The organism is Halobacillus litoralis, from assembly GCF_009856355.1.
Classification (GTDB): Bacteria; Bacillota; Bacilli; order Bacillales; family Halobacillaceae; genus Halobacillus; species Halobacillus litoralis_B.
Genome location: NZ_WMEW01000003.1, coordinates 61,631 through 74,353 on the forward strand (window position 1 = coordinate 61,631; position 12,723 = coordinate 74,353).

At 47.3% G+C, this 12,723-nt stretch carries 11 protein-coding genes; 6 read left to right on the forward strand and 5 right to left on the reverse strand.

Features of this window, described 5'->3' with window-relative positions; all coding sequences use genetic code 11:
- Nucleotides 1-24 precede the first annotated feature (24 nt).
- From GLV97_RS06460 to GLV97_RS06480, 5 genes are all read left to right on the forward strand, one after another.
- Nucleotides 25-1,146, forward strand: a complete 1,122-nt coding sequence (locus tag GLV97_RS06460; protein WP_160889326.1) for a toxic anion resistance protein — start codon at nucleotides 25-27, stop codon at nucleotides 1,144-1,146.
- Nucleotides 1,147-1,363: 217 nt separating this feature from the next.
- Nucleotides 1,364-1,708 carry a PadR family transcriptional regulator gene (locus GLV97_RS06465; protein ID WP_160889327.1) on the forward strand — a complete coding sequence of 115 codons (345 nt, stop codon included), beginning with the start codon at nucleotides 1,364-1,366 and terminating at the stop codon, nucleotides 1,706-1,708.
- Nucleotides 1,695-2,729 carry an HAAS signaling domain-containing protein gene (locus GLV97_RS06470; RefSeq protein WP_160889328.1) on the forward strand — a complete coding sequence of 345 codons (1,035 nt, stop codon included), beginning with the start codon at nucleotides 1,695-1,697 and terminating at the stop codon, nucleotides 2,727-2,729. Before GLV97_RS06465 ends, GLV97_RS06470 begins: the two co-directional genes overlap by 14 nt.
- A 544-nt stretch (nucleotides 2,730-3,273) precedes the next feature.
- Nucleotides 3,274-4,857 (forward strand): BCCT family transporter, encoded by a 1,584-nt coding sequence (locus GLV97_RS06475; RefSeq protein WP_160841343.1) that lies wholly within the window; start codon nucleotides 3,274-3,276, stop codon nucleotides 4,855-4,857.
- A 180-nt stretch (nucleotides 4,858-5,037) separates the two neighbouring features.
- Nucleotides 5,038-5,727, forward strand: a complete 690-nt coding sequence (locus GLV97_RS06480) for a hypothetical protein (RefSeq protein WP_160841342.1) — start codon at nucleotides 5,038-5,040, stop codon at nucleotides 5,725-5,727.
- 135 nt (nucleotides 5,728-5,862) lie between these two features.
- Here GLV97_RS06480 and cudC read toward each other — a convergent pair whose 3' ends face one another.
- The 3 genes from cudC to betB all read right to left on the reverse strand — a co-directional run bounded on the left by cudC (nucleotide 5,863) and on the right by betB (nucleotide 9,745).
- Complete coding sequence (cudC, locus tag GLV97_RS06485) at nucleotides 5,863-6,420, reverse strand: choline uptake/conversion transcriptional regulator CudC (RefSeq protein WP_160889329.1); 558 nt, start codon at nucleotides 6,418-6,420, stop codon at nucleotides 5,863-5,865.
- A 140-nt stretch (nucleotides 6,421-6,560) separates the two neighbouring features.
- Nucleotides 6,561-8,246 (reverse strand): choline dehydrogenase, encoded by a 1,686-nt coding sequence (betA, locus tag GLV97_RS06490; RefSeq protein WP_160889330.1) that lies wholly within the window; start codon nucleotides 8,244-8,246, stop codon nucleotides 6,561-6,563.
- A gap of 38 nt (nucleotides 8,247-8,284) precedes the next feature.
- The gene (gene betB, locus GLV97_RS06495) at nucleotides 8,285-9,745 is read right to left on the reverse strand and encodes a betaine-aldehyde dehydrogenase (RefSeq protein ID WP_160889413.1); all 1,461 of its coding nucleotides are present in this window, start codon (nucleotides 9,743-9,745) and stop codon (nucleotides 8,285-8,287) included.
- A 405-nt stretch (nucleotides 9,746-10,150) separates the two neighbouring features.
- Between betB and GLV97_RS06500 the strand changes: the two genes are divergently transcribed.
- Nucleotides 10,151-11,782: a sodium:solute symporter family protein gene (locus GLV97_RS06500; protein ID WP_337194084.1), complete on the forward strand. Its 1,632-nt coding sequence runs from the start codon at nucleotides 10,151-10,153 to the stop codon at nucleotides 11,780-11,782.
- 157 nt (nucleotides 11,783-11,939) lie between these two features.
- Here the strand turns inward: GLV97_RS06500 and GLV97_RS06505 are convergent, their stop codons facing one another.
- Together GLV97_RS06505 and GLV97_RS06510 are read right to left on the reverse strand one after the other, a co-directional pair.
- Nucleotides 11,940-12,158 carry a hypothetical protein gene (locus GLV97_RS06505; protein WP_160841340.1) on the reverse strand — a complete coding sequence of 73 codons (219 nt, stop codon included), beginning with the start codon at nucleotides 12,156-12,158 and terminating at the stop codon, nucleotides 11,940-11,942.
- A gap of 66 nt (nucleotides 12,159-12,224) precedes the next feature.
- Nucleotides 12,225-12,668 carry a hypothetical protein gene (locus GLV97_RS06510; RefSeq protein WP_160889331.1) on the reverse strand — a complete coding sequence of 148 codons (444 nt, stop codon included), beginning with the start codon at nucleotides 12,666-12,668 and terminating at the stop codon, nucleotides 12,225-12,227.
- Nucleotides 12,669-12,723 lie beyond the last annotated feature (55 nt).

Genomic DNA, 12,723 nt, shown 5'->3' on the forward strand with positions numbered 1-12,723 from the left:
GAATCACATACAGGAGGTAGGACTATGAGTAACCATTCCACCTATAGGGACAAAGAAGCGGAACTGAACCATCAGGACCTGCGGGAAGCTATGACGCTGATTAAAAAAGAAGACCTCGACCGATTGAATGAGGAAGCGGAAACCTATGCCGGACGATTCGATGCCTCAAGGGATGACTCCCTCTCCGATGTGATGAGAGAACTCGGAGATCTCGGAGAAAAAGAACAGCGTGTCGCCGGGGAAACGATGGAAACGTTGAAGCGTCCGGTCAACGACCTTATGACCAAGGGTAATAACGACATCCCCCAGTCTTTGCAGGAGCTTGAAACGATCGTATCGGACCTTGATCCGAAGCGTACAGAAGGAAACGGCGTGCAGCGATTCTTTTATAAACTGAGTAAGAAGAAACCGATTGACCGCTACATGAAGAAGTACGAAACCGTCGACTCGAAAATCGATACCGTCGTCCGCAGCCTGCTTGCAGGGAAGGACCGTCTTGAAGAAGACAGCGTTGAACTGCAGCTGCTCAAAGAAAACGCCCAAAAGCGGATTTATGACCTGGACAAGCAGATTTATCTCGGAAAAAAACTGTTTGAGCTGTTGAAGGAAAAAGAAGCCACAGGTGAATATGACCTTGCATTGATTACCGAGGGCAAAGAGAAAATCATTACACGTACGAGAAACATGACACAGATGAAGAGTGTCCTGCATCAAAGTATCTCTTCTGTCGATATCATTAAGAAAAACAATGAAAAGCTGAAGGAATCCATCCGCAATGCGGTAACGCTGACGAAAAATATCATTACCGTCTCCGCCTCCATCCAGCTCGCCTTGAGTAATCAGCGGAAAGTGATCGATACCGTGAACGGCGTAAATAAAGCGACCGAAGACATGCTGCTGTCAAACTCCAGGAATTTGAAGCAGAATGCAGAAGAGACGACACAGATGATGGAGAATCCGGCCATCAGTATGGAAGCTCTTCAGGAATCCTTCGATAACGTGTTTGAAGCACTGAAGACGACCGAGCAGTCGTCGGAGAGGATCATTGCTTCGAGTGAACAGTTCATTGAAGAGATGGACGCCTTGAATGAAAATGTGCGGAAGAAAATTTCACAGACAACCACTCAAAGAGCGCTTCGTGACTGAAGCGCTCTTTATTTATGTATGGCAGTAACCTGAAGTCCAGCACCTCCAAGCAGGACCGGGCGGACCGATGAGTACCTTTCGTTCGTAAGCACCTTTTTCTGAAAGGTGTTTTTTATGGGATTCTTCGTTATGAAAATACAGTTGCACATCCAATACTGTATGACATATACTATGAGTAGATAGTGTTTGTCGTACAGTATACAGAGGAGTGAAGATTTTGAGTCAACTACTGAACTCACTGCTGACCGAACAACGGCGAGGAAATTTGACGTTAGCGGTTTTAAGCCAGCTGCGCACCCCGCAATATGGATACTCTCTCGTAAAACGATTAGAAGGCTCGGGCATCACCATCGAACAAAGCACGCTTTATCCTCTGCTGCGCCGGCTGGAAAAAAAGGAACTCGTCACGAGCAGCTGGGATACATCAGAGTCCCGCCCACGGAAGTATTATGTATTGAGTGATTATGGGGAAAGTATTTTTCAGACCTTGAAGGAAGAATGGAAAAAAGCGACGAACGAATTGTTCCAACTACTGGAGGAGGAGAACAATGAAATGGATTGAGGTCTACTTACAAGAAGTTGAGCGCCGGCTTCCAGAAAAGAACCGGGAGGACATCCTGCTTGAGATTCAATCGACCATTCAGGATATGCTTCCAGAGAACCCTTCAGAAACTGACGTCAAGAACGTCCTTCAGGAACTGGGCGACCCTGTAAAGCTTGCCCACGGATATAGCGAAAAGCCGTTGCATCTGATTGGTCCTCGTTATTATGATCTTTATATCTCCCTCATCAAATTGATCCTGCCGATTGCGATTACCGTTTCATTGATCACTCTACTCGCTGAAAATATCATCGGGAACGTTGAGGAAACGAGCTTGATTGGGATGATTCTCTCCATACTTGGTAAAGGTCTATGGCTGATCCTTTCCGTCGGCATGCAGGTCTTTTTCTGGATCACGGTCATATTCGCCCTGATCGAGCGTGTGGATTTCAGCGCCGAATATGAAGAATCGACGCCCTCGCGTAAAGCATGGACACCGGAAAAGCTGAGAAAAGTCTCTCACACCCCGAGGAAACGTGCGATACCTCAATGGGAAGTTTATGGGGCGATTATATGGACAGCGATCTGGGCCACTGTCTATTTCCACGCCGACCAATTGTTAGGGATCTATGAAAATCAGGGAGAAGGAATGAGCTTCATCACCCCGGCTTTGAACCAGGATGTCCTGCTCAGCTATTGGCCAGGGATTGTCCTTGTCATCGGTTTAGAAATTGCATTAGCTCTTTATAAGCTGTTGAAGAAAGAATGGAGCAAAGATGTCGTTTGGTTCAACACGATTCAAGAACTCCTGTCTATAGGCATTTTCGTTTGGATCATTACGGATGAAAGACTCTTTCAATCAGCTTTCATCAACTACATCTCTGATCTTTTCCAATGGAATTCCGCTCAAGTCGCGGATGGTCTGGCTTGGAGAATCGCCGCCATTTTTATCATTTTTGCAGTATGGAACATCCTTGATGGCTTCATCAAGTACAAAAAAGGTGTGAAGAAGACTAAGCTGACAAATGAATTCAGTCCATAACACAGGAGAAAGGTGACCCATGCTGCCAAGGGTCACCTTTTCCTGTCTGGACCTGCTTTTGTTACAGGAGAGGAGTTTCCTTATCCCCCCGCCTCACTAAAGTTACATTAAATTTTGAAACCAGAACCCAAGTCCTGTGCCTGCATGAAGCTGGAAATAGTATTAAGACAATCTAATTCTTCAACTCTCCTATCGTCCAATATGTACTTTGAAACGCTTTTGTAAGAAGTCGTGGATTTACATAAACGAAGGTGCTTTTCTACTAAAAGCGAAAGCAGACTTCTGTTTCTTCATAGATTTTATGCTCTCCGCTAACTACATCCACTCAGCTGTTAAAAGCTTTAACATCCTATCGATCTTTGCCTTCCTTCCATTTTGACGAGTTGTCCGAATATCTCTATAATTAATCCCTATGTGCCATAAACGTCGTATAACCAAAGGAGCATTCGTTTTCTAAACATCTAAAGAACAAACCCATTGTCCACCATTGATTAACTTCACAATATAGTAACTATCACAGGTTATAAAACCTAGGGGGAAAATAATGAACGAACAAACCGACAGAAAAACGAGAATTGACTGGATTACATTCAGCATCAGCGGAGGCTTTCTCGTCTTATTTTTACTGATGTCTCTTTTAAACAAAGATCTCATGGGAGAATGGATCTCAAGCTCGTTCGACTTTTCTGTTACATTCTTTGGTGTCTTCTGGCAGCTGCTGCTGCTTGCTACCTTCGTAGTAGGCGTTGCACTTGCCTTATCGAAATATGGAAAAGTGAAATTAGGAAAAAAAGATACACCCGAAAACGGCTGGTTCCGCTGGGTGTCGATGATTCTTTGTACACTGCTTGCCAGTGGCGGAGTCTTCTGGGCAGCCGGAGAACCGATTTATCACTTTTTAACAACGCCACCGCTGTTTGCTGATGAGGGAATGACAAGGGCACAAGCCGTTGTCCCAGGGCTGGCGCAAAGCTTTTTCCACTGGGGCTTTACTGCCTGGGCCTGCTTAGGTACGGTTGCTACCATCGTCCTGATGTATGCCCACTACCATAAAGGGTACCCGCTGAAACCACGGGCGATCCTGTATCCGATGGTCGGCGAGAAAATTTTCAACAAGAAAAGTGTCATTGGAGCAGCTGCTGACATCGTCTCTGTCATTGCTGTTGCCGCTGGAACTATTGGACCGATCGGCTTCTTAGGCTTACAGGTCGGTTATGCGCTCAACTATTTATTCAATATCCCGGACACCCTGTTTACACAGTCCATTGTCATTATTTTTCTCGTGACGATTGCTGCCGTTTCAGCCGCTTCCGGTGTAGATAAAGGGATTCAACTGCTCAGCCGCCTCAACGTAGGATTCGCTGTCGTTCTGATGATCGGCATGCTTATTCTCGGGCCGACGATGTTCATCATCGATTCATTCGTCGCCGCTGAAGCTTTCCAAATCCAGAACTTCCTGCGAATGAGTCTTTACCGCGGAGATAGCGGCTGGCTCGGTTATTGGACCGTATTCTTCTGGGGATGGTTCCTCGGTTTCGGACCGGCGATGGCGATGTTCATCAGCCGTATTTCCAGAGGCCGTACCATTCGTCAGCTGATCCTTGCCGTAGCGATCCTCGCTCCGATCGTAAGTAACTTCTGGTTTGCCGTTGTCGGAGGTTCCGGTCTGTTTTACGAACTGGAATCACCAGGAGCCGTTTCAACCGCTCTCAATGAAACAGGCATGCCTGCCGCTGTTATGGCGATTATGGAGCAGGTACCATTCGGAATGGTCATGGCTGCAGGCTTCTTGATTGTCACAATTATTTTCGTCGCAACAACCGCTGACTCGATGTCCTATTCCGTCGCCGTCACACTTACAGGCGATACCCACCCGCCACGTGTCCTGCGCGTATTCTGGGCCTTGTTGTTCGGAGGCATCGCCGCAGCACTTCTAGGTATTGGGGAAAGCAGTATTCAAACGCTGCAGAACTTCATCGTTGTCACAGCTGTTCCCGTTTCACTGCTGCTGCTTCCACCTGTCTGGCTCGCACCGAAAGTAGCGAAACAGATGGCGGAGGAACAGGGACTGATTGCTGAACGCAATATACCTGTATCGGTTGAGGAAAAAGAACGAAAAACTTCATAAATAAACGAAAGCCGCTATTCTCATCTAAACGATAGAATAGCGGCTTTTTTGTCTGTCCAGATGATTCACTGATTCAATTCTACCAACAAATCATTGACTTATATGGAAGAAAATATAAAATTACTAGTAAGATGTCCGCGTTGCCTGTATCAGGCTCCACTACTTTTAAGGGGGAAACTTATGAAACGTTCACTCTTCATCCTGTTTGTCGGTGTCTTCTTGATGGCTTTGAGCGCCTGTGGTACACAAGAAAGTTCAGGATCAGATACTACTGCTGAAGATGCTTCAAGTACAGAAGAAGCAGAACAAGAAAGCGAAAGCAGCACGGCTTCTGAAAACAAAGAGACTGATGCTCCTGAAACCATGACGGCAGAAGAAAACGAGAATAAGGATGCCAAGGTTGGGGATACAGTCACTTCTGAAGCAGGTGAACAAACGATGGTCAGCCGTACCGATGATGTCGGTACATTTGAGAGCGGTCCCATTTCCCTTACTATTGAAAAGGTCAATGGAGTGTCAGGCACCTTAAAAGGTGACGCCGCAGCTCTTATGGATATGGAAGAAATCGAGTACATCCAAGTCGATATGAAAACAAGCAATTCTTCTGAGGATCATATTTCCTTTTATGCTTCCCAGGCTGTGATGACTACGAATACGGGAGAGCAGCTGGAGCCCGACATGCTTATGAGCGATCATATTGATGGCGAATATTTAGGTCAAGTGAACAAAGAAGGCACTTCCTTCTACATCCTGAAGAATTCAAAAGCTGAAGATGTGGAGTCGATTACGCTGTATTACAGTGCAGCTCAGAACGAAAATTTTGAAAATATCGGAGAAAAAATTGAAGTAGACGTAGAACTTAATAAATAATGGCTCCAATAAGAAAAGCTCCCTTGATCGATGAAGGGAGCTTTTCCTATCCTGCTTTGGTTATTTCGATATCCTTTGCACGCGCCGACTCCCCGCTTTCACAGTAGTAAAGAAGAAAGAGTCAGCCACAGTCAATCACTTACTATCTGCATCCGGTTCCTCAACAGGCAGGAAGTCGAATATCTCACCGGAATCGATAGAATCAGACAGACGCTCCAACCACTTGCAGTACTTGCGGTAATCCTCAAGCTGCTCATAATTGATCCTTGCTCGTTCTACCGTCGCTTCGTCCGCCTCCTCATCTTCCATGACCTGCTGAAGAATCTCCCCTGCATAGTCAATGGCCGACAAGTTAAGCTTGGCCTCACGTTCCCACTTGCTTCCGAAAAAGCGGGAGAAATATTTAAAGAAATTCTTCTCCGCCATAAAGGAATCCTTGCGGGACCCTTTCCGCCAAACTTTATGGATGATGCTGACCTCCTGAAGGTTCCGGACGGCAATACTCATACTCGGCTTACTCATCCCAAGGTCGTCCTTCATATCATCAAGCGTCATCGGCTCATGTTTAAAATACATTCTCGCAAATAACCTTCCTGTTGACGGAGTGATGCCATACAGGTCCATTGTTTCAGCGATCGAATTGACAACAGCGCTCTCTGCTTCCTCAATTCGTGACTCCAGGTTTCTTTTCAAAGAACCGCCTCCACTTTCTTCATTACCTTTCAAACGTTTAAATCATTCAATTTCATTAATACGCTCTTTCTATAATATAAATCGAAAGCAGGGGCTATACAAGCCCCTGCCTTCATATGGCAGTATATTCAAGCCGCAACTCAGCCTTTAATCGATCCCGCATCTGCTGGATGGACACCATGCTGGTAATAGTCCATATGCTCAGCTTCAAGCGGTTTTCTGCCTCGGATAATATCCGCCGCCTTTTCGGCAAGCATCAGGACAGGTGCGTGGATGTTCCCGTTGGTGACATAAGGCATAGCGGATGCATCGACGACACGCAGGTTGTCCAGGCCATGAACTTTCATACTCTTCGGATCAACGACGGCCATCGGATCGGATTTTGGTCCCATTTTCGCTGTGCAGCTTGGATGCAGAGCCGTTTCCGCATCTTCTGCCACCCAGTCAAGGATTTCTTCTTCCGTCTGAGCCGCCGGCCCCGGAGAAATTTCTCCTCCATTGAATGGCTTCATTGCCGGCTGGGACATGATTTCACGAGTCACACGGACAGCCTCGATCCATTCACGTTTGTCCTGTTCCGTTGAAAGGTAGTTGTAAACCATGCTTGGATGAGCTTTCGGATCATTGGAGCGGATCTTCAATGAACCACGAGCATCCGAATACATCGGTCCGATGTGAACCTGGAAGCCGTGTTTGACCGGTGCTTTTTCCCCGTCATAGCGCACAGCTACCGGAAGGAAATGATACATCAGGTTCGGATAATCGACGTCATCATTGGAACGGGCGAAACCGCCGCCTTCAAAATGATTCGTCGCAGCAGGACCTTTACGCCCCATGATCCACTGCAAACCGATCCATGGCATCTTCAGCTTGTTCAAGTTCGGCTGCTCAGAAACTGGCTGCAGACTCTCATGCTGGATATACACTTCAAGGTGGTCCTGCAGATTCTCTCCAACTCCTGGAAGATGCACTTTCGGTGTCACTCCTACAGAGCGTAGGTGTTCTTGATCACCGACGCCGGAAAGCTGAAGCATCTGCGGCGTATTGATCGCACCGCCCGAAAGGATGACCTCCCCAGCCCTTACGTAGTGCTCTTTACCATTTCGTTTGAACGTCAAGCCCCGCGCTTTCCCATTATGGATATCTATGTGCTGAACGAAAGCTCTGGTTTTCACGGTAAGATTTTTCCGCTTCATTGCCGGGTGCAGATACGCACGGGATGCAGACATGCGCCGCCCTTTATAGACGTGCTTGTCAAAAGGTCCAAAACCTTCCTGACGAAAACCGTTAACATCCGGCGTCCGGGCATGACCGGCTTCGGCAGCTGCATTGAAAAAGGCTTGGAAAAGCGGATTCGTTGCAGGACCGCGCTCCAATTTCACCGGACCATCATGGCCGCGGTACGGATCGTTTTTATCCGAGCCAAGGGCGTTCTCCAAACGTTTGAAGTAAGGCAGGCAGTGGGAGAAATCCCACTCTTCCATCCCATCGTCCGCTCCCCAGCGCTCATAGTCCTTCGGATTCCCGCGTTGATAAATCATGCCATTGATCGAGCTTGATCCTCCGAGCATTTTACCACGGGCATGCTTAATGCGCCGTCCTTTCATATAAGGCTCAGGGTCAGATTCATATTTCCAGTCATACAGGGATTTACCTGCCGGGAATGGCAGGGCTGCCGGCATCTGAACGAGCAGATCCCAAGCATAATCACTTCGTCCCGCTTCAAGTACAAGGACATCTTTCTTTCCATCCTCAGTCAGCCGGTCTGCGAGGACCGAACCTGCACTTCCGGCACCGATGATGACAATATCATAAAATTCTTTCATGATAACAGCCTCCTTAACATTGTTGTCATGTATTTAAATCAAGCCTTAAACCAATGGATCGGCTCAGGATTCACGTTACGGAAAATATGTTTTGTTTCTGTATATTCTTCAAGTCCCGGCTTACCAAGTTCACGGCCGATTCCGGATTGTTTATATCCACCCCAGGGCGCTTGTGCGAAATACGGGTGGAAGTCATTGATCCAAACCGTTCCCATACGCAGCTTACCTGCTATACGTTCGGCTTTGTCGATGTCCTTTGTAAACACAGCACCAGCCAGCCCATAAATGGAATCATTCGCAAGCTTCACGGATTCCTCTTCCGTTTGGAAACGTTCGATGGTCAATACAGGGCCAAACACTTCCTCCTGCACGATCCTCATATCTGTCGTGCACTCTGTGAAAATCGTAGGCAGGTAGAAAAAACCGTCCTGAAGTTCAGGATTCTCCGGCCGCGCGCCTCCGACAAGCAGTTTTGCGCCCTCTTCCTTCCCGATTTCCACATAATTTTCGACTTTTTCCCGGTGTTCCGCAGAAATGAGAGGACCGGATTGAGTATCTTCATCAAAACCGTTCCCCAGCTTAATACGCTCCGCCCGCTTCTTCAGTTCCTCTACAAACCGATCGTGGATGGAATCTTCCAGAATTAATCTCGCTCCGGCAGAACATACCTGTCCGGCGTGGAAAAAGACCGCGTTCAGCGCCTGATCGACGGCTGTTTCGAAATCAGCGTCCGCAAAGACAATATTCGGATTCTTACCACCAAGTTCAAGCGCGATGTTCTTCACATTGCCACTCGCGGTCTGCATAATTCTCTTTCCGGTTTCAATGCCTCCGGTGAAAGAAATCAAATCAACATCGTGGCTTTCTGCAAGCTCGTTTCCTACCGTTGCCCCCGGCCCCATCACGAGGTTGACGACACCTTTCGGGAAGCCGGTTTCTTCCATCAGTTCTGTTACTTTCAAAGTTGTGAGCGGAGTAATTTCACTAGGCTTCAATACGATGGTATTGCCTGCCGCCAATGCCGGTGCGATTTTCCACGCCGCTTGTAGAAGCGGATAATTCCATGGAGTAATCTGCCCGCAGACACCCACCGGTTCGCGGACAACTTTGCTTTGACTGTCGGGAATCGGGGATTCGATAACTTCTCCGCCATCCTTATCTGCCAGACCTGCGAAGTACCGGAACACACCGGCAATGTCTTCCATATCTGCACGACTTTCTTCTAATGTCTTACCAGTATCCAGCGTTTCGAGTTCAGCAAGTTCTTCTTTATCCCGTTCAATCAGTTCTGCGATACGAAAGACCTTTTGCCCGCGCTCGGCTCCCGGAGTATCACTCCACTCCCCATTGTCGAATGCTTCTCTCGCAGCCGCGATCGCAAACTTCGCGTCCTCAGCATCCCCTTCCGCCACTTGGGCAATGACTTCCTGATTGAAGGGATTGATGATATCTCTCACCTTTTCAGACGCTGCGTTGACCCACGCTCCATTAATATACATGTATTTCAACGTGAAACCTCCTTGTTTTTAATTTATTTATTTTATTTAATTTTTTTTAAACGAAATGAACAATTCGATCGTAACGTAAAATAGGAACCTTGTAAACCTGTAGATGCGATTTTTAAAATCATATAAAACACACAGATGAAGAAAAAGATTTTCACCTTTCTTTATCACTTATCATTATCCCTTCCATCGACGAAATGATCTCCAAGATATACCGAATCGAACTGTTGACAAACTTTCATTCTACGTTAGTGTAAATAGGTGCAGGTATGTTTAATAATTATTAAACGTTTTAAAACAATTAACAGGAACCGGTTCCATAGAAAGTTTTACATCGAAAAAAGAACTGTTCACCTTTCGAACAGTTCGTTAAAACCAATATGTAAAAGGAGTGATTCGGTGCAGCAGACAGTCACAAAACAAGAACAGAAATATGGTAATTCAGGATTATTAGGCTTCTTAGGCTTACTTGCCATCGTCGCCATTTATGTAGGAATTGCAGGTAAAGATGTGAACTGGGGAGCGTTGGCCTTCATGTTTCTCTCATATGCCATCATCTTCTATATAGGTGTCATCACCGCTGGAAAAAAATCCGACAGCGCCAAGGATATGATGGTCGCCGGTCGTTCCATGCCGTTATGGGTCGCTATGTTCACGATGACTGCGACATGGGTCGGCGGCGGATATATCGCCGGGACAGCCGAAACGACGTTTGCCTCAGGAATCGTATGGGCGCAGGCCCCTTGGGGATACGGCCTCAGTTTAATCATCGGCGGGGTTTTCTATGCCCGCAAGATGAGAAGGCACGAATTCACGACAATGCTCGATCCGCTGGAAGTTCGCTTCGGTAAGAAGGTAGCAGGTGTTCTATACTTACCAGCCCTGCTCGGAGAACTATTCTGGAGTGCCGCCATCCTCGTTGCACTCGGAACAACATTCGGTCTGATTCTCGGACTCGATTTCAATACATCAATCATCATTTCCGCGATTATCGCCGTTGCCTACACCTTTGTCGGAGGTATGTGGTCCGTCGCTCTTACAGACGTAGCCCAGATCATCATGATCCTCATCGGATTATTCCTCGTCGTTCCGTTCGCTCTTTCTGAAGCAGGCGGTGTCGGTCAAGCATGGGGAGCTTACAAAGACGGAATGGCCGGGTTTGCGAACCTTCTTCCTCCTCTTGATGGCTGGAACCATCCGGACTGGGGAAATTATTACTGGAACTGGTGGGATTATGCCTTACTGCTTATCTTCGGAGGTATTCCGTGGCAGGTATACTTCCAGCGTGTGCTTTCATCAAAAAATGAAAAGACAGCGATGTGGCTGTCCATCGCAGCAGGTATCCTGTGTATCGTACTAGCCGTACCCGCTGTTATGATCGGTGTCGCAGGCTTCTCTGCCGATTGGGCGAGCTATGGAATCGCAGGACCCGGTTCCGCTTCCGAAATTCTCGCTTACGTCATCAACTATATGTCGCCCTACGGAATTGCGATCATCGCCCTGGGTGCTGTAGCCGCAGCCGTCATGTCATCGATGGACTCTTCCATCCTATCCGCATCATCCATGGCAGCCTGGAACATCTACCGCCCGCTCATCAAGCCGAAAGCGACAGGTAAGGATATTAAAGGCACCATCCGTTTATCCATCATCATTATCGGACTAGCCGCGACCATCGTCGCTTTGAATATCGACAGTGTCTACACACTTTGGTATTTATGTGCCGATCTCGTCTACTGTATGCTTTTCCCTCAGTTGACAACTGCGTTGTTCGATAAAAAAGCAAATACATATGGAGCCGTTGCAGGACTGACGGTTTCTTTCATTCTGCGTTTCGGCGGAGGAGAACCCGCACTCGGATTACCGGCATTTCTTCCCTACCCGATGATTGAAGACGGCGTGGTCCTTTTCCCATTCCGTACGCTTGCAATGGTAGGCGGCCTGCTGACGATCATCATCGTTTCACGGCTCACACAGAAATCATGCCCTCCGCAGCCTTTAACTAAGCTGAAAACAGAGGTAAGAAGCGAATAAATCAAAAAACCCGTCTACGCCTTAAAGCGCGGACGGGTTATTTTTTTACAAAAGGATGAATTCTCAGCCAAGAGATTTCATCCAAGTGATTTTTTGTTTATACGTTCTATGTTTCCCATTCATCAATGCAGGCTGTAGAGAAGCGGGCATTATTTCATCAGGGGTTTCCATCTCCTCCCATGGGCGGATTGTCTCTTGGTCCTGTATGCCTCGTGTTCTCTTCATAGACCTTTTCTCTTCCTCTTTTTTGATGCTTATTCAGTTCATCGCCGTAAAATCGGTTGGTATTCCCTCCGAATTTATCCCGGATCATTCCCCATAAAATAGGCAGACCGAGCAAACTCAGAATGATCAGCAGAAACACGCCTCCACTCATATCCTCCCACCCACTTTCGCTTTGTTCCTTATCTATACGATTAGAAGGGGAATCGGGTTTCATCCTCTATGGGATCATCACAGGAAGCGTGTACGAACCGGTTCCATTCTCCCATTCAGCGAAAACTTCAATCGTATACCGGCCTTCTGAATCCGGAAGAGTCACCTGCTCATTTTCAATCGGAAGCTCCTCCTGCCTTCCTTCATCATCCCAGATAAAAGCGGAGAGTTCCGGTGTTTTTCCACTGCTGAACGTGATTACTGCAGTCTTGTCACCGCCTGACGGTGCCGCTTCGACATTGTCAGCAATCTCGTAAGGTGTTCCGGCATCCGCTGTCACTTGGCTGTCCGAAAACACCCCCTCTTTGGTCCATTCATACGTGCCTTTCGCCATCTCCGTCACTTCTTTATTCATCGTCATAAAACCGTCCGGCGGTTCTGAAGTTCCGGAGCAGGCTGTAAGCAGCGCTCCTGTTAAAATTATCAGCCACAAAGCTGTTATCTTTTTCATTTTTTCTCACCTCTGAAGTTTACTCTACCTATAAAGAGTACACCATTTTGCTGAG